General features: G+C 57.9%; 19 protein-coding genes and 1 pseudogene. 11 read left to right on the top strand and 9 right to left on the bottom strand.

Annotated features, from left to right (window positions below; translation table 11 throughout):
* Positions 1–6 precede the first annotated feature (6 nt).
* From QLG21_RS11550 to QLG21_RS11535, 4 genes are all read left to right on the top strand, one after another.
* Entirely contained in the window at positions 7–894 is an 888-nt protein-coding gene (locus tag QLG21_RS11550; RefSeq protein ID WP_101737680.1) for a transporter substrate-binding domain-containing protein, read from the top strand.
* A 41-nt stretch (positions 895–935) separates the two neighbouring features.
* A complete protein-coding gene (locus QLG21_RS11545; RefSeq protein WP_282484448.1) occupies positions 936–1,553 on the top strand; it encodes a glutathione S-transferase family protein in 618 nt (205 codons plus the stop codon).
* A gap of 36 nt (positions 1,554–1,589) precedes the next feature.
* Positions 1,590–1,820 carry a tautomerase PptA gene (gene pptA, locus QLG21_RS11540; protein ID WP_282484447.1) on the top strand — a complete coding sequence of 77 codons (231 nt, stop codon included), beginning with the start codon at positions 1,590–1,592 and terminating at the stop codon, positions 1,818–1,820.
* A gap of 146 nt (positions 1,821–1,966) precedes the next feature.
* Entirely contained in the window at positions 1,967–2,137 is a 171-nt protein-coding gene (locus tag QLG21_RS11535) for a YnfU family zinc-binding protein (protein WP_306417979.1), read from the top strand.
* Between the two features lie 128 nt (positions 2,138–2,265).
* Here the strand turns inward: QLG21_RS11535 and QLG21_RS11530 are convergent, their stop codons facing one another.
* Positions 2,266–2,565 (bottom strand): helix-turn-helix domain-containing protein, encoded by a 300-nt coding sequence (locus QLG21_RS11530; RefSeq protein ID WP_006175413.1) that lies wholly within the window; start codon positions 2,563–2,565, stop codon positions 2,266–2,268.
* 160 nt (positions 2,566–2,725) lie between these two features.
* Here QLG21_RS11530 and fusA point away from each other — a divergent pair, with 160 nt between their 5' ends.
* Positions 2,726–4,828, top strand: coding sequence for an elongation factor G (fusA, locus tag QLG21_RS11525; protein WP_282484446.1), 2,103 nt, complete (start codon positions 2,726–2,728; stop codon positions 4,826–4,828).
* Between the two features lie 67 nt (positions 4,829–4,895).
* On the opposite strand, the pseudogene QLG21_RS11520 reads toward fusA, so the two are convergent.
* Positions 4,896–5,195 (bottom strand): annotated as a pseudogene (locus QLG21_RS11520) (DUF3828 domain-containing protein); the annotation flags it as partial.
* Positions 5,196–5,452: 257 nt separating this feature from the next.
* Positions 5,453–6,025 carry a flavin reductase family protein gene (locus QLG21_RS11515; RefSeq protein ID WP_088209147.1) on the bottom strand — a complete coding sequence of 191 codons (573 nt, stop codon included), beginning with the start codon at positions 6,023–6,025 and terminating at the stop codon, positions 5,453–5,455.
* A gap of 136 nt (positions 6,026–6,161) precedes the next feature.
* Between QLG21_RS11515 and QLG21_RS11510 the strand changes: the two genes are divergently transcribed.
* The 5 genes from QLG21_RS11510 (at position 6,162) to QLG21_RS11490 (ending at position 10,977) form a co-directional block, all read left to right on the top strand.
* The gene (locus QLG21_RS11510) at positions 6,162–6,854 is read left to right on the top strand and encodes an ABC transporter ATP-binding protein (RefSeq protein ID WP_282484445.1); all 693 of its coding nucleotides are present in this window, start codon (positions 6,162–6,164) and stop codon (positions 6,852–6,854) included.
* Positions 6,851–7,819, top strand: a complete 969-nt coding sequence (locus QLG21_RS11505; protein WP_282484444.1) for an ABC transporter substrate-binding protein — start codon at positions 6,851–6,853, stop codon at positions 7,817–7,819. Before QLG21_RS11510 ends, QLG21_RS11505 begins: the two co-directional genes overlap by 4 nt.
* 39 nt (positions 7,820–7,858) lie before the next feature.
* Positions 7,859–9,514 (top strand): iron ABC transporter permease, encoded by a 1,656-nt coding sequence (locus tag QLG21_RS11500; protein WP_282484443.1) that lies wholly within the window; start codon positions 7,859–7,861, stop codon positions 9,512–9,514.
* 72 nt (positions 9,515–9,586) lie between these two features.
* On the top strand, positions 9,587–10,432 hold the full coding sequence (gene nhoA / locus QLG21_RS11495) for an N-hydroxyarylamine O-acetyltransferase (protein ID WP_282484442.1): 846 nt from the start codon (positions 9,587–9,589) through the stop codon (positions 10,430–10,432).
* 95 nt (positions 10,433–10,527) lie between these two features.
* A complete protein-coding gene (locus QLG21_RS11490; RefSeq protein WP_137848649.1) occupies positions 10,528–10,977 on the top strand; it encodes a hypothetical protein in 450 nt (149 codons plus the stop codon).
* A gap of 87 nt (positions 10,978–11,064) precedes the next feature.
* Here QLG21_RS11490 and narI read toward each other — a convergent pair whose 3' ends face one another.
* From narI to QLG21_RS11460, 6 genes are all read right to left on the bottom strand, one after another.
* Positions 11,065–11,745, bottom strand: a complete 681-nt coding sequence (gene narI, locus QLG21_RS11485) for a respiratory nitrate reductase subunit gamma (protein ID WP_006175400.1) — start codon at positions 11,743–11,745, stop codon at positions 11,065–11,067.
* A complete protein-coding gene (narW, locus tag QLG21_RS11480; protein WP_006175399.1) occupies positions 11,742–12,437 on the bottom strand; it encodes a nitrate reductase molybdenum cofactor assembly chaperone in 696 nt (231 codons plus the stop codon). Before narW ends, narI begins: the two co-directional genes overlap by 4 nt.
* Complete coding sequence (gene narH, locus QLG21_RS11475; RefSeq protein WP_006175398.1) at positions 12,437–13,981, bottom strand: nitrate reductase subunit beta; 1,545 nt, start codon at positions 13,979–13,981, stop codon at positions 12,437–12,439. The genes narW and narH overlap by 1 nt, the downstream gene beginning before the upstream one ends.
* On the bottom strand, positions 13,978–17,718 hold the full coding sequence (locus QLG21_RS11470) for a nitrate reductase subunit alpha (protein WP_282484441.1): 3,741 nt from the start codon (positions 17,716–17,718) through the stop codon (positions 13,978–13,980). The genes narH and QLG21_RS11470 overlap by 4 nt, the downstream gene beginning before the upstream one ends.
* A 68-nt stretch (positions 17,719–17,786) precedes the next feature.
* Entirely contained in the window at positions 17,787–19,172 is a 1,386-nt protein-coding gene (locus QLG21_RS11465; RefSeq protein ID WP_137848646.1) for a NarK family nitrate/nitrite MFS transporter, read from the bottom strand.
* Between the two features lie 209 nt (positions 19,173–19,381).
* Positions 19,382–19,957 carry a TetR family transcriptional regulator gene (locus tag QLG21_RS11460; RefSeq protein WP_137848645.1) on the bottom strand — a complete coding sequence of 192 codons (576 nt, stop codon included), beginning with the start codon at positions 19,955–19,957 and terminating at the stop codon, positions 19,382–19,384.
* A 117-nt stretch (positions 19,958–20,074) separates the two neighbouring features.
* Here QLG21_RS11460 and QLG21_RS11455 point away from each other — a divergent pair, with 117 nt between their 5' ends.
* Positions 20,075–21,562 (top strand): MFS transporter, encoded by a 1,488-nt coding sequence (locus QLG21_RS11455; RefSeq protein ID WP_282484440.1) that lies wholly within the window; start codon positions 20,075–20,077, stop codon positions 21,560–21,562.
* Positions 21,563–21,620 lie beyond the last annotated feature (58 nt).

Below are 21,620 nucleotides of genomic sequence, written 5' to 3'. Positions count from 1 at the left end.
GAGCGAATGAAATATGGACTTCTGCTGGGGCTGATTTTTACCACGGCGGCCGATGCCAGCATTGACTTGAATGCCAACCAGCAACCGCTGCCGGTGGCGGTTGACCCGCAGGCGGTGGCGAAGATCCCCGCAACGTATACTTTTGTTGAACCCGGCACGCTTACCGTCGCCATTTCGGCACTTAACTCGCCACCGCTGGCGCTGCTTGCCAGCGATAACCGCACGCGCATCGGCAGCGACCCGGACATCGCCCGGCTGCTGGCGGGAAGTCTGGGGTTGAAACTCAAACTGGTGCCGACGGCATGGGAGGACTGGCCGCTCGGGATTGTCTCCGGGCGCTATGACGTGGCGCTGGTGAACATTGCTGTGACCGAGCAGCGCAAAGAGAAGTTTGATTTTGCGACCTACCGCGTCGATTCCCTGGCCTTTTCGGTGAAATCCACCAGCAGCATTCAGTCTATCAAAGGCGCAGGGGATTTGTCGGGCAAGAAAGTGATCGTTGGCTCCGGCACCAATCAGGAACGCATTCTGCTCGGCTGGAACGACGAGAACAGGCGAGCCGGACGCGCACCAGCGCTGCCGCTTTATCTGACGGATGACGCCTCGGCCAATCTCTATATTCAGTCCGGCAGGGCGGACGTTTTCTTCGGGCCGCAGTCTGTCTCGGCCTATAAAGCGGCGCTCACGGGTAAAACCCGCGTTGTAGGCCTGGGTCCCAAAAAAGCCTACGTCGCCACCACCACCAAAAAAGGCAACGGGCTGGTATATGCCCTGCAGGCCGCGCTGGATGGGGCAATTACGCGAGGGGAGTATCAGAAGGTGCTGGCACGCTGGGGTGAGGAGGGCGAAGCGGTGGACCATTCACAGGTCAATCCGCCAGGGATAACCTACTGAGCATGCTCTACACTTAGGGTTTTGAACCCTGAGGGGGCAACATGATCACGCTTTATGGTGTACCCGGCTGGGGGTCGGCGATCGGTGAAATCATGCTGACGCTGGCCGACATTCCCTACCGGTCGATCAACGTGGACGGATTCGATCGGCCCGGCCCGCAGCGCGACCTGCTGCAAAAGTGTAACCCGCTGTGCCAGGTCCCGACGCTGGAGCTGGAAAATGGCACGATCCTGACCGAAACGGCGGCGATAGCGCTGATGGTGCTCGACAAATGCCCCGATCTTGCGCCGCCCGTCGGGCACGCCGATCGCCCGCAGTTTCAGCGTCTGCTGATCTGGCTGGTCGCCAATGTCTATCCCACTTTTACCTTTGCCGATTATCCTGAACGCTGGGCGCCGGACGCCCCTGAACAGCTGAAGGACAATTGTATCGCGTACCGCAAAACGCTGTACGCGTGGCTGGATAATCACCTGAAAGCCACGCCGTATGCCTTTGGCGAGCAGCTGACCCTGATTGACGCCTACATTGTGGTAATGCGCACCTGGGGGCCGCGTCATGACTGGTTTGCAGCCAATACGCCAAAGATTACGGCCATTGCCGACGCGATGTGCCAGCGTCCTGAACTGCACAAGGTGTTAAAGGCTAACGAAATTATCTGATAACGTGGAATCTCACTCACAACAGGAAGTCAGCCCATGCCACACGTTGATATTAAATGTTTTCCCCGCGAGCTAAATGACGAGCAAAAAACCGCGCTGGCAGCGGATATTGCCGACGTGATTATTCACCATCTGAACAGCAAAGACGGCTCCATATCGGTTGCGCTTAATCAGGTGCAGCAGGATGACTGGAAGGCGCAGGTCTGGGATACCGAGATTGGCCCGAAGATGGATGAACTGATTAAAAAACCGGGCTACTCGATGTAATTATTCTGCCGGGCAGTGGCGGGATCCCGCCCGGCAATATTCATTAACCCTCTCGTCCGGTTTGTCCGAAACGGCAAGTCACTGGAAAATAAAAGCAAGCAACGGGTGGCGTAAACGTGTATGGTGGCAGTCCCTTAAATCAGGAGATGCCTATGTCTGGACGTAAAAACACGCTAGCTCGTCGTAATTATTTAGTTAAATGCCCATGCCCAAATTGTTCAAAAGATTCTGAACACAGCTTTAGCCGAGTACAAAAAGGTGCCCAACTTGTTTGCCCGCACTGCAGCACGTTATTTAAATCAACGCAGCGACTCTAAACGCCCGCACCTGCCAGATGATCAGCAACGACAGTAAAGCCTGACTCATTTGGCAACGTAATTTCCCCACACGGTAGTTCTGCAAAACGTCTGTTTTGGCTTTCGACATTGCTGATAAAATAATAACGTCAGTTTTTCTTCAGCAATATCGCCATCAGCCCTGGAAAACGGGCGTCAAGATCCTCTCGTCGCAGTGAAATCATATTTTCTCGTCCCTGTGCCCGCTGCCATATAACGCCGCTATCGCGTAATACGCGCCAGTGGTGGGTCATGGTGGATTTCACCACATCCGCCGGGCGCAGCGCGTTACAGCTCAGTTCGCTGCCGTCGGCGAGGCGGCGAACGATCGCCAGGCGTAGCGGATTGCCAAGGGCGAAGAGCACATTTTCCAGCTGTATTTGTTCAGGTTCCGGGTGGTTTGGGATCATCGTTTTCCTGCATCTGATGTCAGATTGAGCTATATGAACAATAGGTGAACCGTTAAAAAATAGTTCGATAATACTCGTACAATGGGACTATTATAACAAACGACGTTACCTACGACCATCCTGGTCGTCTCATAAATGTCTTAATGACTAAGGATTTATCATGCCCCGACCCATCCCTCTCGAACGTTATCGCAACATCGGTATCTCCGCGCATATCGATGCCGGCAAAACGACCACCACCGAGCGCATCCTGTTTTACACCGGGATGAGCCACAAGCTGGGCGAAGTACACGATGGCGCGGCAACAACCGACTGGATGGCGCAGGAGCAGGAGCGCGGGATAACTATTACCTCCGCAGCCGTGAGCTGCTTCTGGCCGGGTATGGACCGTGGGTTTGAACCGCACCGGATCAACATCATCGACACCCCCGGGCACGTTGACTTCACCATTGAGGTTGAGCGTTCCATGCGCGTGCTCGACGGCGCGGTGATGGTGTATGACTCGGTGGGCGGCGTGCAGCCGCAGTCGGAAACCGTCTGGCGTCAGGCCAATAAATATCACGTTCCGCGCCTGGCGTTCGTCAATAAGATGGATCGCCCGGGGGCCGATTTCTTCCGCGTGGTGCGAATGATGCAGGAGCGCCTGAAGGCCAACCCGGTGCCGATCGTTATTCCGGTGGGTGCCGAGGAGCATTTCAGCGGCGTGGTCGATCTCATCAAGATGCGTACCATCGTGTGGGATGATGCCACCCAGGGGATGGCATTTAGCTACGCGCCCGTTCCTGACGATCTGCTCAGCACCGCGCAGACGTGGCGGGATAACATGGTCTCTGCGGCGGCGGAAGCGAGCGACGCGCTGATGGATAAGTACCTTGAAACGGGCGATCTGGACGAAGCTGACATTATCCAGGGGCTGCGTATCCGGACGATTGCCGGTGAAATCCAGCCGATGCTGTGCGGCAGCGCCTTTAAAAATAAAGGGGTGCAGCGCATGCTGGACGCGGTGATCGAACTGATGCCGTCTCCGCTGGACGTGCCCGCCATCGATGGTATTGATGAAAAAGGGCAGCACGCCGAGCGTCATCCGAGCGATGAAGAACCGTTCTCAGCGCTGGCGTTCAAGCTGATGAGTGACCCGTACGTGGGCCAGCTGACCTTTATACGCGTTTACTCCGGTGTGCTGAGAAAAGGCGACGCGGTGTATAACCCGGTTAAAGGTAAAAAAGAGCGCATCGGGCGTATTGTGCTGATGCATGCCAACGACCGTCATGAAGTGGACGAACTGCGTACCGGGGATATTGCCGCCTGCGTGGGGCTAAAAGATGTCACCACGGGTGACACTCTGACCGATCCCGATGCGGTGATCACCCTTGAGCGGATGGAGTTCCCGGACCCGGTGATTTCGCTGGCGATCGAGCCGAAGACCAAGGCCGATCAGGAAAAAATGGGGCTGGCGCTGCAGCGTCTGGCTGCGGAAGACCCCTCGTTCCGCCTGCACACGGACGAAGAGTCCGGGCAGACGATTATTTCCGGCATGGGCGAGCTGCATCTGGAGATCATTGTCGATCGCATGAAGCGCGAGTTTGGCGTAGAAGCCAACATCGGGCGTCCGCAGGTCACCTACCGTGAGACTCTGCGTAAAGCGGTGAAGGATATTGAAGGTAAGTTTGTCCGGCAGTCCGGCGGGAAAGGGCAGTATGGCCATGTTGTGCTGAGCCTTGAGCCGTCTGAACCCGGAAGTGGTTTCACCTTTGAAGATGCCACCAAGGGCGGCGTGGTGCCGCGTGAGTACATCCCTTCGGTTGAGAAAGGGCTGCGTGAAGCCATGAACAGCGGCGTGCTGGCCGGTTATCCGGTTGTCGACGTGAAGGCGACCCTGACGTTTGGTTCGTATCACGACGTGGACTCCTCGGAGATGGCGTTCCGCATGGCGGCGATCCTCGGGTTCAAAGAGGGCGCACGCAGGGCGGACCCGGCTATTCTTGAGCCGGTGATGCATGTCGAGGTGGAAACGCCGGAAGAGTACGCCGGAAATATCATGGGCGATCTCTCGTCTCGTCGCGGTATGGTGCAGGGAATGGCCGAGCAGTACGGCAGCCAAATCATTCGTGCTGATGTGCCGCTGGCAGAGATGTTTGGCTACGCCACCACGCTGCGTTCGATGTCCCAGGGACGCGCGACCTATACGATGGAATTCGACCATTTCGCCGAAGCGCCGCGAAATGTAGCGGATGAAATCATTGCACGGCGTGCGAAGAGTTAGGTCATTGCATGGTAGCCTTGAGGCTACCATGCGTTTTTTCTTGCCAGGATGGGTTCGACGCATCGTATTACTTAATCAGGGTTGCCGATCGGACTTTCCATTTCCCATTTTCCTGAACGAGACAATCTGCGACAACGTGATTCTGTTTCTTGCCAAATGCGACATACACGTTTGTGCACACAGCATCAAAATCAGAATACAGGACCTTTATCTGATCCCAGTCCTCATCCCAGTCCTGCGATTTAAGGAACATATCCGCATCGGGCATGTCTTTTTCGTTACTGTCTCCTGAATACAATTCTTTAATGGCTGCAATAGTCCCGGACGCAACGTAATCATGCAGACTATCTGGATCGAGGACGGGGGGATTATTTAGTCATGCCTGAAGAGTTCGTAATGGGGCTGGATGGTTCGGTAACTTTGTCCCGTAATGAGCGTGCTCTTAGATTGGGCGTGTGATTTCGCATATGAGATTGCGCCATCTTTATTCCATGACATCGATATTTCCTTATTGAGAGGCTGTTATAACAACAGCCCCGGAAATATCCTCTGTTTTAAACTCTGTCGGTAAACATAAAATGCCATAGAAAATAGTTATATTTCAGGCTGATATATTCCACGCGCTCACTCCGGTGCCTTCACCATTTTACCGCTCGCCACGAAGGTTCCGGCCCCCAGATGGTGCAGGGTATTCAGCTTATCCCCGTCAAATTGCCAACGCCCGGCGACAAAGGCGCGTGCATCCGCTGCGGCAGATACCACCTCGCCGAACAGCGTGTCATATTTCTCGGCTGCGGCGGTGGCGGGCAATAACCGGCACTCCATCCACGCCAGGCATTTTTCTTCGATTACCGGCAGGCCCAGCACCGGGCCGTTGATGACCGGAATGCCGTAGCAGTTGAACTTGTCTTCGTCGCGTCCGCTGACGCTGCCCACGGCCCAGGTCCAGTTGGCGGCCGCCACACCCGGAATGACGATGCCGAATGTCCCGCTGCGCTCAATCAGTTCCCGTGACCAGGCGCTTTTGTCGACAACAATCGCGATGCGGGGCGGATCAAATTCGACAGGCATCGACCAGGCAGCGGCCATAACGTTGCGGCGGTCAATGGTTTCATCGCGGCTGGTGATCAGTACGGTAGGACCGTGGTTCAGCAGGCGGCTGGCGTGTGTTAACTCGACGGGGCGAAACGGGCTCATGGGATTTCCTCTGCGCAGGCTTTCCGGCATTAAACGACTGAAAGGCGGTCGAAATCAAGCCGCAACGCTACCGTCATGCGTTCGTCATACTCGCACCCTACAGTGGCGGGCAGTAAATCCCAAAGAGGATCACAATATGCTCACCTCCATCACGCTCAACCGCGTCTCGTACGCGTTTGGCGCGCACACCGTTTTGAATCAAATTGACCTGCATATCGAGGCTGGCAGCGTCGTTGCGCTACTGGGGCCATCAGGCTGCGGAAAAAGCACGTTACTCCGGCTGCTGGCGGGATTAACCCAGCCTGCCGGCGGCGACATCCATTTTGGCGATCGTCAGGTTGCGAAAGCGGGCTGGTCGCTGCCGCCCGAGGCGCGGGATATCGGCATGGTCTTCCAGGACTATGCCCTGTGGCCGCACATGTCGGTGGCGCAGAACGTCGCGTTCCCGTTAAAAATGCGCCATGTCCCGCGTCAGGAACGTGAGGATCGCGTCGCGCAGGCGCTCTCCCGCGTCGGGTTAGCGGCCTTTGCTGACCGCAAACCTGCCGGGCTATCGGGCGGGCAGCAGCAGCGCGTGGCGCTGGCCCGGGCGATAGTCGCTGAACCTCGCGTCCTGCTCTTTGACGAGCCGCTTTCTAACCTCGACAGCGAACTGCGTGGATCGTTGTGTCAGGAGATGGCCACGCTGCTACGCCATCTCGGGACCACCGCCGTGTATGTCACTCACGACCGCCGGGAGGCTGAAATTCTCGCCGATCGCATCGTGCATCTATCTGCTGGCAGCGTGGCTGCCGATCGTTTGATTTCAACCTCAGGGGAGTTTGCATGAAAGCCACCATGTCTGTGAAAAAAGGAGTCCTGCTCGCAATGGCGCTATCTACTGTTACAGTTTCCAGCGCCCATGCGCTGACGGTCTACACCGCGGGGCCGGGTTCCCTCGCGAAAAATCTGGCTAACGGGTTTGAACAGAAAACCGGGGTGAAAGTCGATATCTTCCAGGCGACCACCGGAAAAGTCATGGCGCGCCTGGAGGCAGAGCAGGCCAATCCGCAGGCGGATATCCTCATCTCCGCCTCCTGGGACACGGCGGAAGACCTCCACAAACGCGGCTGGCTGCTGCCGTATCAAAGCGTCAATGCGCAACACGTTCCGGCGGGTCTGAAATCCGCGGATTACGTGGCGCAGGGCGTCTCGGCGTTAGGGATTGTCTGGAATACCAAAAGCGGTACGCCGGAGCCGAAGGAGTGGCGGGATCTCACCACCGACGCCTTCAGGGACAAGGTCACCACCCCGGACCCGGCGCTCTCCGGCGCGTCGCTGGATTTGCTGATCGGGCTACAAAACGGCATGGGCGACAATGCCTGGGCGCTGTTCGATGCGCTGAAAAAGAACGGCATGGTAGTCAGCGGCCCGAACGCGCAGGCGGTTACGCCCGTGATGCAGGGGGCAAAAGCGGCGGTGTTTGGTGCGGTGGATTATGTCTCCTACGGCAACATCAGCCAGGGGGAGTCGCTTAAGGTGATCTTCCCGGCCAGCGGCACGGTGATTGCGCCGCGTCCGATGATGATCCTTAAATCGACCCGGCACGCCGACGAGGCTAAGGCTTTTGTCGATTACGTCCTCTCCCCGGAAGGCCAGGCGATGGTCGCCGATGCGTGGCTGATGCCCGCGCGCGAAGACGTCAAGGCGAAACGCCCGCTATTGAACGAGCTGACGGTGCTGCCCACGAAAAGCGAGTCCTCGGGCTCGCGCAGCGACATCCTCAAGCGCTTTACGACGCTGTTCTCTCTGTAATGCAAGTGACGGGGATAACCCCGTCTTCAGGAAGCTCCTGTGAATCAACGAATGTTATCGGCCATGACGCTGACGCTGCTGGTCGTCCTCGTGGCGTCTCCGCTGTTGTTCATCGCTATGCAGGCGATATTTCCTCAGTTCAGCGCTGGCAATTTCAGCGGCGCGTTTAGCGGTGTACAGACGCTGCTGGCAGAGCCGCAGTTGCCCCGCATGTTGGGCGGAACGCTGCAGGTCGGGTTAGGCGTTGCGCTGGTCAGCGCGCTGATCGGCTTTCCGCTGGGCGTGGCGCGGGGGGTGTTCAACCTGCCGTGGCCGCGTCTGTGGGATCTGCTTTTCCTGATCCCGTTTTTGACGCCGCCCTATATCGCGGCGCTCTCATGGATGCTGGTGCTGCAAACCAACGGGTATCTGCAACAGCTGACCGGGATAAACCTCAACGGTCTGCTGTTCAGCAAAACCGGGATCGTGCTGGTGATGGCGCTGAATATTTTCCCGGTGGTCTATTTTGCCGTTTCGCGTAGCCTGCTGGCGAGCGGTCAGCGACTGGCGCAGGTTGCCCGGGTGCACGGCGCACGCGCGGGCAGGGCGTTCTGGCACATCACGCTGCCAATGCTCTCCCCGTCGCTGGCGGCGGGAATGCTGCTGGCGTTTACCCTCGCAATTGAGGAGTTTGGCGTTCCGGCGGCGCTGGGGGCGCGAGCGGGCGTGCTGATGTTAACCACCGATATCGAGAAGAAGCTGGCCGACTGGCCGGTGGATCTGTCCGGGGCGGCGATGCTCTCGGTAGTGCTTGTGGTCATTGCCCTTGGTGCCTGGGCGATGCAGAAAAAACTGACCGGACAACATGACGTCACCAGCATAACCGGCAAGCCGACCGAAAACAGCGGGGCAAACGCCGGTCTCTATACGCTTCCGATGGTTGTGCTGATGATTGTGGTGAGTGCGGTCGCGGTGCTGTTGCCCGGCGCATCGATGGCGCTCTCCGGCGTGCTCGGTACATTATCAGGAGGGGTAACGCTTGATAACGTGACAACGTCACATTATGCGGCACTGTTCAGCCAGCAGGGAGAGGCTTTGCCGGCGCTGGGAACCAGCCTGTCGCTGGCGCTCGGGACGGCATGCATTACCGGGCTGCTGGGGCTGTTGGCATCGTGGCTGGTGGTAATGCAAAAGATAAAAGGGCGCGCAATGCTTGATGCGCTCTCGCTGATGCCCGCCGCGCTGCCCGGCATTGTCGTGGGCGTCGGTTTGATTCTGCTCTGGAACCGGTCCTTTTGGCCGGTCTCGCCGTATAACAGCTGGGTGATTTTGCTGCTGTCGTATTGCTGCCTGTTGCTGCCGTGGCCCGTGCGCTACGTTGGCAGCGCGCTGCGTCAATTGGGCGGGAGTCTGGAGCCTGCGGCGCGTGTACACGGGGCCTCGGCGTTTCAGGCACTGCGCTATATCGTGATGCCGCTCGTCTCTCCCGCACTGCTGGCGGCGATGCTGATGGTGTTTGCGATTGCCTCGCGTGAGCTGGTGACATCATTGCTGCTGGCCCCGGCGGGCACACAGACGGTCTCAGTGTTTATCTGGCGGCAGTTCGAGCAAGGCTCCGTAGGGCAAGGCATGGCAATGGCGACGCTGACGCTGGTGACGGGGCTTCTCCTGATGCTTAGCGCGCTGGGTATTATGCAGCGCGCTAAGCAGCGCTAAAAAGCACATTTGCACATATGGGGCGGGTAAAATAGTTTATAAACAAGGAATATCACATCAAGGAAGCCAACCATGTCCCCATTTCTGAGTGCTTATTTTGCCCGCACGGGCTGGCAACAGCCCGCGCAGGTTGATATCGACACCCTTCGTGCGCTGCATTTACACCATAACTGCGCGATCCCGTTTGAGAATATCGATGTGGTATTGCCGCGTGAGATCCAACTTGACGATCAAAGCCAGGTCGACAAGCTGGTCACCGCGCGCCGCGGCGGTTACTGCTTTGAGCAAAATGGCCTGTTCGAGCGAGTATTGCGCGAAGTGGGGTTTACGGTGCGCAGCGTGCTGGGGCGGGTGGTGCTGGCGAATCCGCCGCAGATGCCGCCGCGTACCCACCGTTTACTGCTGGTCGAACTGAACGGCGAACGCTGGATAGCGGATGTCGGGTTTGGTGGACAGACGCTGACGGCACCCATGCGCTTACTCGCTAACGAGGAGCAGAGTACGCCGCACGGCCTGTACCGCCTGCTAAGCGAAGGTAACGACTGGGTGCTGCAGTTCCGCCATCATGATCACTGGCAATCGATGTACCACTTTGACCTGGCGACGCAGTACTTTAACGATTACGTGATGGGTAACTTCTGGTCCGCGCACTGGCCGCAGTCGCACTTCCGTCATCATCTGTTGATGTGTCGCCATCTCCCGGACGGCGGCAAGCTGACGCTGACTAATTTTAACTTCACGCACTGGCACAACGGCCATGTGGAGGTGCAGATCCATTTGCCGGACGCGCAGGCGCTTTATCAACTGATGCAATCGCGGTTTGGTCTCGGGGTTGACGATCCGAAGCACGGCTTTACACTAGCAGAATTGTCTGCGGTGATGGCGGGGTTTGATACGCATCCGCAGGCAGGAAAATAGCCCGGTGGCGGCTACGCCTTACCGGGCCTACAAAGGCTCGAACGTAGGTCGGGTAAGGCGTAGCCGCCACCCGACAATGTCAAAGGCGTACTGATATGGAAATCTTGATTCGGAATAAATTCAGTTCAGTGGGGATGTTGCTCGGCGTTATTGCACTGCTTCTCTCAGTAGTTCAGTTCACCCTCGGTCCGTTTTCCACGAAGTCGACAGCGCTTGAAGTTGTTGTGGCTGAAAAGGTTACGGCGGTAAAAAAAGGAATAATGGCTGGTCTAAAAGGAGAGCAGCCGACCGTTGAGACGAAAAAGAAACCGGTAGATATTGACCGGTTACTGATCGCTAGCGGAATACTGTTATCTGTCATGGCTCTTGGACTTGCTTTCATTAGTGGCCTTCGTAAAGAGAACAAATGGACCGTGAGTGGGGCACTCTTTTTTTCCGGGGCCACGATCGCTTTTCATGCGGCGTTACTGGCTTTTGGTCTCATCGTGGCGGTTTTAGTTCTGATGTTAGTTGTTTCAATCATAAGCGGAAGCACGCCGTTCTGACCTGATAGCCCGGGGGCGGCTACGCCTTACCGGGCCTACAAGGGTTCGAACGTAGGTCGGGTAAGGCGTAGCCGCCACCCGACACACTTAGCGGCGCGAGCGCACCACCTGGTAGCGACGGGTGAAATACTCGAACGGCGCGCTCCAGACGTGTACCAGACGGGTGAATGGGAAGATCAGGAAAATGGTCATGCCCAGCACGAGGTGGATGCGGAAAATGGGCGCTACGCCGCTCAGCATTTCCGACGATCCGCCTTTGAAGGTTACAATTCCCTGCGCCCATCCCACCAGTTTCATCATCTCGCTGCCGTCTGGATACTGCGCCGAGAACGGAATCGTCGTCAGCCCGAGAATGCACTGAATCAACAGGATACTCATGATAATGATATCCGGCGTGGTCGAGGTGGCGCGCACGCGCTGGTTAAACAGACGGCGGACCAGCAGCATAGAGCCGCCGATCAGCGTCAGTACGCCGCAAATCCCCCCGGCGATCATCGCCAGCTGCTGCTTAACGGCCACCGGCAAAAACCAGGCGTACATCCAGTGCGGGGTTAACATCCCGAACAGATGCCCGAAGAAAATCCCGAGGATCCCGATGTGAAACAGGTTCGACGCCCAGTTCATGCCGCGCTTACTGAGCAGCTGGCTCGACGAGGCGCGCCAGGTGTACTGTCCGTAGTCGTAGCGCAACCAGCTGCCAATGAAAAAGACGGTGGCGCAGATGTAGGGGTAAATGTCATAGAAAAACACGTTGAGGTAGTGCGTCATTTTGGGCCTCCGGCGCCGACGTCCACATACTGCGGTGCAACGTCCTGGCTAAAGCGTCGTTGATATTGCTGCATCGGCGAACTGTCGCACGATGTGGCGTTGTCCTCGATAAACTTCACCTGTTCCTCTTCCCAGACGGCGTCCAGCGCCTGGCGGGTATCATCCCTTTTTTCACCGGAAACCTGCTGCGCCACGCTGTCGCTGGAGAGACGACTGTCGGCAAAACGCAGTAGCGCATCAAACAGCTGATAATGCGCCACGCCGCGCTGCTTCAGGCGTCCGCCAATCAGCGCCAGGATCGGCGCGACGTTTTGCAACCCTTCGCGCGCCTCCGCGTCGCTGACAATGCTGAGATACTCCAGATAGAGCGGCAGATAGTCCGGCAGCTCGCGGCAGTCCAGCTCAAGCCCGGCTTTCTCATACTGGCCCATCAGATCGACCATCGCCTGCCCGCGATCGCGGGACTCGGCGTGCACATGTTCGAACAGCAGCAGCGAGGTGGCGCGACCCCGCTCAAACACCTCGCACCACTCGGCCTGCTTATCCAGCAGCGCTGCCCCAAGGTGCTGCCGGGCAAACGGCAGCAGCGCGGGGGCATCCTGTTCGATAAGGGAAAGCGCCTCCTCGCGGCTTTCCCACAGCACCTCATCGGGATACTCAATCAGTAGCGCGATGATTTTCAGGATCTGCATTATTCTCCCTCCCCGTGTTCGCGCACCTCGGTGATGTTGATGGCATCAATGCGGCTGCTGTTGAAGAGGTTGAATTTGGTGTCGGAGCCGTGGCAGCCGTCGCCAAAGGTAAAGCCGCAGCCGTTTTTCTCCGGGAAGGCGTCGCGCGCCATTTCGCGGTGGCTGGTCGGGATCACGAAGCGGTCTTCGTAGTTGGCAATAGCCAGATAGCGGTACATCTCCTCAACCTGCGCTTCGGTCAGACCCACCTCTTCAATGGCGCGGGTATCGGTCACGCCTTCCACGGTCTGGGAGCGTTTGTAGTGACGCATCGCCATCATGCGCTTCAGGGCGCGCAGCACGGGAGCCGGGTCACCGGCGCTCAGCATGTTTGCCAGGTACTGCACAGGAATGCGCAGGCTTTCCACCGCTGGCAGAACGCCGTCGCTTTGCGGCAGACCGCCCGCATCGGCATAAGACTGAATAGGCGACAGCGGCGGAACGTACCAGACCATCGGCAGGGTACGGTATTCCGGGTGCAGCGGCAGGGCCAGCTTCCAGTCCATCGCCAGTTTGTAGACCGGCGAACGCTGCGCGGCGTCGATTGTGTTTTGAGGAATACCCTGTTTCAGCGCTTCTTCAATGATTGCCGGGTCGTGCGGGTCAAGGAAGACGTCGCACTGACGCTCGTACAGATCGGTTTCGTGCTCGGTGCTGGCCGCTTCTTCAATCCGATCCGCGTCGTACAGCAGCACGCCGAGATAGCGGATTCGTCCCACGCAGGTTTCCGAACAGACCGTTGGCTGGCCGGACTCAATGCGCGGATAGCAGAAGATGCATTTTTCGGACTTACCACTTTTCCAGTTGAAGTAGATTTTCTTGTACGGGCAGCCGCTGATGCACAGACGCCAGCCGCGGCATTTGTCCTGGTCGATCAGGACGATCCCGTCCTCCTCACGTTTGTAGATCGCGCCGCTTGGGCAGGTGGCCGCACAGCTTGGGTTCAGGCAGTGCTCGCACAGGCGCGGGAGGTACATCATGAAGGTGTTTTCAAACTGGCCGTACATCTCTTTCTGGATCTTCTGGAAGTTGCGGTCGCGGGCGCGCTTCTCGAACTCGCCGCCGAGCAGTTCTTCCCAGTTTGGCCCCCAGACGATTTTATCCATTCGCTTGCCGTCGATAAGCGAGCGCGGGCGCGCAGTAGGGAGGTGATCGCCCTCCGGCGCGCGGTGCAGATCCTGATAATCAAAAGTGAACGGTTCATAATAATCATCAATCTGCGGCATGACCGGGTTCGAAAAGATTTTCGACAGGACGCCGAGCTTGCTGCCGAGGCGCGGGGTCAACTTGCCGTGAATGCCGCGGATCCAGCCGCCTTGCCACTCGTCCTGGTCTTCCCAGTTTTTCGGATAGCCAATACCCGGTTTGGTTTCAACGTTGTTAAACCACGCATATTCCATCCCTTCGCGCCCGGTCCAGACGTTTTTGCAGGTGACCGAGCAGGTGTGACAGCCGATGCACTTATCGAGATTCAGTACCATTCCAACCTGTGAGCGTATTTTCATTTTTTCGCCTCCTGAACCTGATCCCGACCTTCGCCGTCCAGCCAGTTAATGTTTTTCATTTTGCGGATCATGATGAACTCGTCGCGGTTGGAGCCAACGGTTCCGTAATAGTTAAAGCCGTAGGCCAGCTGCGCGTATCCGCCAATCATGTGCGTCGGTTTTGGACAGATGCGCGTCACCGAGTTGTGGATCCCGCCGCGCCGCCCGGTCACTTCAGAGCCTGGAATGTTCAGGATGCGCTCCTGGGCGTGGTACATCATGGTCATGCCCGGCGGCACGCGCTGGCTGACCACCGCACGAGCGGTTAACGCGCCGTTGGCGTTGAAGGCTTCGATCCAGTCGTTATCCTCAATGCCCAGTTCACGGGCGTCGGTTTCGCTGATCCAGACAATCGGGCCACCGCGAGACAGCGTCTGCATCAGCAGGTTTTCACTGTAGGTGGAGTGAATGCCCCATTTCTGGTGCGGCGTCAGGAAGTTCAGCGCTTTCTCCGGGAAGCCGTTCGGCGGGATTTCGCGCATGTGGGTGACGCTGCGGGTGTCTATCGGCGGGCGATAGGCCACCAGGCTTTCACCAAAGGCGCGCATCCAGACATGGTCCTGATACAGCTGTTGACGGCCAGACAGAGTGCGCCACGGGATCAGCTCGTGAACGTTGGTGTACCCGGCGTTATAGGAGACGAGCTCGCTCTCAAGCCCGGACCAGGTTGGGCTGGAGATGATTTTGCGCGGCTGGGCCTGAATATCGCGGAAGCGAATCTTCTCGTCTTCTTTGTTCAATGCCAGATGGGTGTGGTCGCGTCCGGTCATCTCCCCGAGCGCTTCCCAGGCTTTCACCGCCACCTGACCGTTAGTTTCCGGGGCGAGAGCGAGGATCACTTCTGAGGCGTCAATTGCCGTTTCAATACGTGGGCGGCCTTTGGCCGGGCCGTCGAGCTTGACGTAGTTGAGCTTGCCAAGGAATTCGACCTCCTTCTGTGTATTCCACGAGATGCCTTTCCCGCCGTTGCCGAGTTTATCCAGTAGCGGACCGAGGGCGGTAAAGCGCTCGTAGGTTTCCGGATAGTTACGTTCGACAACGGCGATGCCCGGCGCGGTTTTACCCGGGATCAGATCGCATTCACCCTTGCGCCAGTCCTGAATATCAAACGGCTGCGACAGCTCGGCGGGGGAGTCGTGCTGCAAAGGCTGCAACACCACGTCAGTTTCGGTACCCAGATGGCCGACACAGACCTCCGAGAACACTTTGGCGAGGCCTTTGTAGATCTCCCAGTCGCTGCGCGATTCCCAGGCAGGGTCAACGGCGGCGGAGAGCGGGTGAATAAACGGATGCATATCCGAGGTATTCATATCGTCTTTTTCATACCAGGTGGCGGTCGGCAGGACGATATCGGAGAAGAGGCAGGTGCTGGACATACGGAAATCGAGCGTGACCAGCAGATCCAGCTTCCCTTCGATGGCAGCGGTTTGCCACTCCACCTCTTCCGGCTTCACGTCGTCGGTCGAGCCTAAATCTTCCCCCTGAATGCCGCTTTCGGTACCCAGCAGGTACTTGAGCATGTACTCGTGGCCCTTACCGGACGAGCCGAGGAGGTTCGAGCGCCAGACGAACAGGTTACGCGGATGGTTTTTGCCGTTGTCGGGTTGTTCGCAGGCGAGGCGGACGTCCCTCGATTTCAGCCCCTGAACGGTATACTCCTGCGGCGTCATTCCGGCCGCGTCGGCGCGGGCTTTGATGTGTAGCGGGTTGAGGTTCAGCTGCGGCGACGACGGGAGCCAGCCCATGCGCTCGGCGCGGACGTTGAAGTCAATCAGGTGGCCGGTGAATTTGGTGGCGTCCGCCAGCGGCGAGAGCAACTCCTGCGCGGTCAGCTTTTCGTAACGCCACTGGCTGGCATGGTTGTAGAAGAACGAGGTGCTGTTCATCTGGCGCGGCGGGCGGTTCCAGTCCAGCGCAAAGGCGAGGGGAAGCCAGCCGGTTTGCGGCCGCAGTTTTTCCTGGCCGACATAGTGCGACCAGCCGCCGCCGCTCTGCCCGACGCAACCGCAGAAGACCAGCATGTTGATCATCCCGCGGTAGTTCATGTCCATGTGGTACCAGTGGTTCACACCGGCCCCAAGGATGATCATCGAGCGTCCGTGAGTTTTGTGCGCCGTGTCGGCAAACTCGCGGGCGATTTTTTCAATCAGCCAGGCGGGTACGCCGGTAATTTGCTCGCCCCATGCCGGGGTATAGGCTTTGATGTCGGCGTAATTTACCGCCGCGTTGCTGTCCTCCAGACCGCGATCGAGGCCGTAGTTCGCCAGCACCAGATCGTACACGCTGACGACGCGTTTCTGGCTGCCGTCAGCAAGCGTCAGGGTTTTGCTCGGCACGCGGCGCAAGAGCACCGGCTCCTGTTTCACGCTGCGAAAGTGCGGGTTTTCATTGCCGCCGAAATAGGGGAAGGCTACATCCGCAATGCTGTCATGGCTGTCGAGCAGAGAGAGCGTCAGCTCGGTCTCCTGACCGGCAGATAGCGACTCAAGGTTCCATTTGCCTTTTTCACCCCAGCGGAAACCGATCGATCCGTTCGGTACAACCAGATCCCCGGCGGCGTCAAAGGCGATGGTTTTCCACTCGGGGTTATTGGCTTCACCCAGGCCGTCGGCCAGGTCGGAGGCGCGAAGCATTCTGCCCGGCACCACGCGGCCATCTGCCTGCTCGTCCAGCAGCACCAGCATCGGCATATCGGTGTAGCGACGGCAGTAGTTGAGGAAGTAGTCGCTCGGGTTATCGAGGTGAAACTCTTTGAGGATCACATGGCCCATCGCCATGGCGAGCGCGCTGTCGGTACCCTGTTTCGGGGCCAGCCACTGATCGCTGAGCTTCGCCACCTCGGAGAAGTCCGGCGTGATGGCGACGGTTTTAGTGCCCTTGTAGCGCACTTCGGTAAAGAAGTGGGCATCCGGGGTGCGCGTCTGCGGCACGTTGGAGCCCCAGGCGATGATGTAGCTGGAGTTATACCAGTCGGCGGATTCCGGCACGTCGGTCTGCTCGCCCCAGGTCATCGGCGAGGCGGGCGGTAAATCGCAGTACCAGTCATAAAAACTCAGGCAGGTGCCGCCCAGCAGGGAGAGGTAGCGCGTCCCCGCCGCGTAAGAGACCATCGACATCGCCGGGATCGGCGAGAAGCCCGCCACGCGATCGGGGCCGTAGTTTTTGATGGTCCAGACGTTGGCGGCGGCAATCAACTGGTTCAGCTCTTTCCAGTTCGAGCGGATAAACCCGCCGCGTCCGCGCGCCTGGCGGTAGCTCTGCGCTTTCTGCGGATCGCTCTGGATGGCATCCCAGGCGAGCACCGGGTCGATATGCTGGGCGAGCCCCTCGCGCCACAGCTCAATCAGTTTGCGGCGCACCAGCGGATACTTCAGGCGGTTAGCGCTGTAGAGATACCAGGAGTAGCTTGCGCCACGCGGGCAGCCGCGCGGCTCATGATTAGGCAGGTCGGGGCGGGTGCGGGGGTAGTCGGTTTGCTGCGTCTCCCAGGTCACCAGGCCGTTTTTCACGTAAATCTTCCAGCTACAGGAGCCGGTACAGTTCACGCCGTGGGTGGATCGCACGATTTTATCGAACTGCCAGCGCTGGCGATAGCTGTCCTCCCAGTCGCGGTTGGTGTGATACACCTGACCGTGACCATCGGCGAAACTGTCGCCTTTGGTTTTGAAGTAACGGAAGCGATCCAACAGTTTACTCATGACATTTCTCCTGCTCCGATAACATTGCCGGACAGCACTGCACCGCCCTCCGGCAAAAGACTATTTTGTTATTTTTGTGAGGATTTACGGCCATAAACCAGCCAGGTGACAAAGACACAAACGATGTAAAACACGAGGAACACTTTCATGGCGCCCACCGGCGAACCGGTCATCGCCAGCGAGGTACCGAAGGCCTTGGGAATGAAGAACCCGCCCACCGCGCCAATCGCGGAGATAAAGCCCAGCGCCGCGGCCGTTTCGGTTACCGCTTCGTGCTGCGCCTGTTCGTCCGTTCCGCCTTCCTGCTTAACGCGGTTTAGGGTGATTTGGCGGAAAATAACCGCAATCATCTGGAACGTCGAGCCGCTGCCGAGGCCTGCGGTGAGGAACAGCCCCATAAAGACCAGGTAGAACGCGATGAAGCTGCCGGACCCGCTACCGGGCAGCGTCAGGAAGATCAGCGCGCTAAACACGGCCATAAAGATAAAATTAATCAGCGTCACGCGTACGCCGCCCAGCCTGTCGGAGATCATGCCGCCCGCCGAGCGCGCCAGAGCGCCAATCAGCGGGCCAAAGAAGGCGAGGTGCAGGATATTGACGTCCGGGAACTGAGTTTTCGACAACATGGCAAAACCCGCCGAAAAACCGATAAACGAGCCGAAGGTCGCGAGATACAGCAGGCTCAGCAGCCAGAGGTGAAAACGCTTCAGAACCGGAAGCTGACTGGCAATCGAGGCCTTAGAGCTGGCGATATCGTTCATGCCGAAGAACGCGGCAATAGTGGCCAGCAGCAGTAGCGGCGCCCAAATCCAGGCGGCATTCGCCAGCCACAGGGTTGAGCCGTCTTCCTGGGGCACGCCGTGAACCCCAAGGAAAGTGAACATTGGCAGGAAGATAACCAGCGGGGCGAGTAACTGCATGACGCTCACGCCGAGATTGCCCAGCCCACCGTTGATGCCGAGCGCGCTACCCTGGCGGGATTTCGGGAAGAAGAAGCTGATGTTGCCCATGCTGGAGGCAAAGTTTGCGCCCGCAAAACCGCACAACAGGGCGATCACGATAAACACCCAGTAGGGCGTGGCGGTGTTCTGAATCGCAATGCCTAGCCACACGCAGGGAATTATCAGAATAACGGTGCTGAAGACGGTCCAGTAACGCCCGCCAAATATCGGCACCATAAAGGAATAGGGGACGCGCAATATTGCCCCGGAAAGAGAGGGTAACGCGGTTAACATAAACAGCTGATCGGTAGTGAAATTAAATCCGACTTTATTAAGATTTACCGCAATGGCGCTAAATAACATCCATACGCAAAAGGCGAGTAGCAGACAGGCCACGGAGATAATCAAATTTCGTCGCGCAATATGTTTTCCCTTATTCTCCCAAAACTGCGCATTTTCCGGTTTCCAGTTACTTAAAAGATAATGATTATTTTTCTCACTTTGTTGTGACATAGCGCCCTCTTGCTTAATTAAATGAAGAAAAAATTAAGTGAAAACAGTCAAATGCCTGAAGGGTGTTAAATATATTTTTTGGATGTTTTGGGATACTTCTGAAAGGATAGATAAAAAAGCGACCCCGGGAGAAGGAGATGGGAAAGCAGGGTCGCTTTATGTGTTACCAATTGTAACTTTTTGTGGGAATTACTACCACCGAGGGAGTATTAAAACAATTCCAGCGAAATCATTTTATCCAGATGTTTATTAAAGGCGGCGTCGTCTATTTCAGGCATATTTAAAACATAAATGCCGTCAAGACCACAGACCAGGCCGATCAAGCGCCAGGCGACGTCTTCGGCGCGGTCGGTCAGGGTAAAGTCTCCGGCGTTTGCACCTGCATTAATAATGGCGACCGTCTCCTGGTGCCACATCTCCATCGTCAGCACGTACGCGCCTTTGATATCGCTGTCGCGGCTCGCCAGAATCTGCGCTTCGCGCCACAGGCGGATATAGGGTTCAAAACCACCTTCATCGCTGCCGAGCATGGCGCGCAGCCGTTCGCGCCAGCTTGCGTCTTCACCGACCACTTCCGCGTCCAGCAGTTCGCGGATAAGCCGAACGAACGCCAGCGATTTGAGTTCGCCACCGGAGGTGAAATGGTGATGCACCTGTCCCGTGGCGACCCCGGCCTCCGCTGCAATCCTCCGTACCGTCATGGCCGCCAGTCCTTCGCTCAGCGCGACGCGCATGGCTGCCAGTAAAATCTCTTCCCGTCGCTCATCCTTGCTCAGATAACGCATTTTTTCTCACTCTCAATGGGGATGAAACAAGTGTAACAAAGCACTGGACAAGTGTTCAACTTTACGTAGGATCGCAGCCTGGACATGTGTCCAGTTTTCAAAATAAAAAGGATATTTATGTTTCGTCAGTGGTTAGCGTTAGTGATTATCGTGCTGGTGTATATCCCGGTAGCGATTGACGCGACGGTGCTGCACGTGGCGGCGCCGACATTGAGCATGACGCTGGGTGCCAGCGGCAATGAATTGCTGTGGATTATTGATATTTACTCGCTGGTGATGGCGGGGATGGTGCTGCCCATGGGCGCGCTGGGGGATCGCATCGGCTTTAAGCGACTGCTGATGATCGGCAGTACCTTGTTTGGCCTGTCATCCCTGGCGGCGGCCTTTGCGCCGACGGCAGGGTGGTTGATTGCTGCTCGTGCCTCGCTGGCCATCGGTGCGGCGATGATCATTCCGGCAACGCTTGCCGGGATCCGCACGCTGTTTACCGATGCCCGTCACCGCAACATTGCGCTTGGCGTCTGGGCGGCCGTTGGGTCCGGCGGCGCGGCCTTTGGCCCGCTGATTGGCGGCATTTTGCTTGAGCACTTCTACTGGGGCTCGGTCTTTTTGATCAACGTGCCGATCGTGCTGGTGGTGGTTTCCCTCGCCGCCCGGTTTGTGCCTGCCCAGCAGGGGCGGCCCGAGCAGCCGCTGAATATCGGCCATGCGATCATGTTGATTGTGGCGATTTTACTCCTGGTCTATAGCGCGAAAACGGCGCTGAAAGGCGATCTCTCTCCGTGGCTGGTGGCCTCTGCGCTGGTTGTCGGGGCGGTGATGCTGTTTATCTTCGTACGTATCCAGCTGCGCGCCCGCGTGCCGATGATCGATATGCGGCTGTTCTGCCATCGCATCATCCTGAGCGGGGTAGTGATGGCGATGACCGCCATGATCGCCCTGGTCGGCTTCGAACTGCTGATGGCGCAGGAGTTGCAGTTTGTTCACGGTTTCACGCCGTTTGACGCCGGTATGTTTATGCTGCCGGTGATGGTTGCCAGCGGATTCAGCGGCCCGATTGCCGGTGTGCTGGTGGGGCGTCTGGGGCTGCGCATTGTGGCGGCTGGCGGTATGGGGCTGAGCGCGGTGAGCTTTATCGGGCTGTCGATGCTCGATTTCAGTACCCAGCAGTGGCAGGCGTGGTGCCTGATGGTGCTGTTAGGCTTTAGCGCGGCGAGCGCGCTGCTGGCCTCCACCTCGGCGATTATGGCGGCGGCACCGAAAGAGAAAGCCGCGGCGGCGGGTGCTATCGAGACTATGTCCTACGAGCTGGGCGCGGGTCTCGGGATCGCTATTTTTGGCCTGCTGTTGACCCGCAGCTTCTCGGCGTCGATTGTCCTGCCGCAGGGGCTGAACGCATCCGTGGCGGATAAAGCGTCCTCATCTATCGGCGAAGCGGTGAAGGCGGCGCAGGATCTGTCGCCTGCGTTAGCGGAGTCGGTCATCGAGGCGGCGAAGACGGCATTTATCACCTCGCACAGCGTGGCGCTCGGCAGCGCGGGGGGCATGCTGTTGCTTCTGGCGGCGGGGATTTGGTTTAGCCTGGCGAAGGTGCCGAAGGCGTAAAACAAGCCCGGTGGCGCTGCGTTTACCGGGCCTGACGTGTGGATGCAGGCCCGATAAG

Origin of the sequence: Enterobacter sp. V87_3 (genome assembly GCF_029967835.1) — a bacterium.
GTDB lineage: Bacteria > Pseudomonadota > Gammaproteobacteria > Enterobacterales > Enterobacteriaceae > Enterobacter > Enterobacter cancerogenus.
Note: the sequence above shows the minus strand (reverse complement) of the source record. Positions and strands in the feature narration are given on the sequence as shown.

Excerpts from the sequence above, each read along its gene's own strand:
- QLG21_RS11550 (WP_101737680.1), top strand. The coding sequence starts at position 7 with ATGAAATATGGACTTCTGCTGGGGCTGATTTTTACCACGGCGGCCGAT.
- QLG21_RS11545 (WP_282484448.1), top strand. The coding sequence starts at position 936 with ATGATCACGCTTTATGGTGTACCCGGCTGGGGGTCGGCGATCGGTGAA.
- pptA (WP_282484447.1), top strand. The coding sequence starts at position 1,590 with ATGCCACACGTTGATATTAAATGTTTTCCCCGCGAGCTAAATGACGAG.
- QLG21_RS11535 (WP_306417979.1), top strand. The coding sequence starts at position 1,967 with ATGCCTATGTCTGGACGTAAAAACACGCTAGCTCGTCGTAATTATTTA.
- QLG21_RS11530 (WP_006175413.1), bottom strand. The coding sequence starts at position 2,565 with ATGATCCCAAACCACCCGGAACCTGAACAAATACAGCTGGAAAATGTG.
- fusA (WP_282484446.1), top strand. The coding sequence starts at position 2,726 with ATGCCCCGACCCATCCCTCTCGAACGTTATCGCAACATCGGTATCTCC.
- QLG21_RS11515 (WP_088209147.1), bottom strand. The coding sequence starts at position 6,025 with ATGAGCCCGTTTCGCCCCGTCGAGTTAACACACGCCAGCCGCCTGCTG.
- QLG21_RS11510 (WP_282484445.1), top strand. The coding sequence starts at position 6,162 with ATGCTCACCTCCATCACGCTCAACCGCGTCTCGTACGCGTTTGGCGCG.
- QLG21_RS11505 (WP_282484444.1), top strand. The coding sequence starts at position 6,851 with ATGAAAGCCACCATGTCTGTGAAAAAAGGAGTCCTGCTCGCAATGGCG.
- nhoA (WP_282484442.1), top strand. The coding sequence starts at position 9,587 with ATGTCCCCATTTCTGAGTGCTTATTTTGCCCGCACGGGCTGGCAACAG.
- QLG21_RS11490 (WP_137848649.1), top strand. The coding sequence starts at position 10,528 with ATGGAAATCTTGATTCGGAATAAATTCAGTTCAGTGGGGATGTTGCTC.
- narI (WP_006175400.1), bottom strand. The coding sequence starts at position 11,745 with ATGACGCACTACCTCAACGTGTTTTTCTATGACATTTACCCCTACATC.
- narW (WP_006175399.1), bottom strand. The coding sequence starts at position 12,437 with ATGCAGATCCTGAAAATCATCGCGCTACTGATTGAGTATCCCGATGAG.
- narH (WP_006175398.1), bottom strand. The coding sequence starts at position 13,981 with ATGAAAATACGCTCACAGGTTGGAATGGTACTGAATCTCGATAAGTGC.
- QLG21_RS11470 (WP_282484441.1), bottom strand. The coding sequence starts at position 17,718 with ATGAGTAAACTGTTGGATCGCTTCCGTTACTTCAAAACCAAAGGCGAC.
- QLG21_RS11465 (WP_137848646.1), bottom strand. The coding sequence starts at position 19,172 with ATGTCACAACAAAGTGAGAAAAATAATCATTATCTTTTAAGTAACTGG.
- QLG21_RS11460 (WP_137848645.1), bottom strand. The coding sequence starts at position 19,957 with ATGCGTTATCTGAGCAAGGATGAGCGACGGGAAGAGATTTTACTGGCA.
- QLG21_RS11455 (WP_282484440.1), top strand. The coding sequence starts at position 20,075 with ATGTTTCGTCAGTGGTTAGCGTTAGTGATTATCGTGCTGGTGTATATC.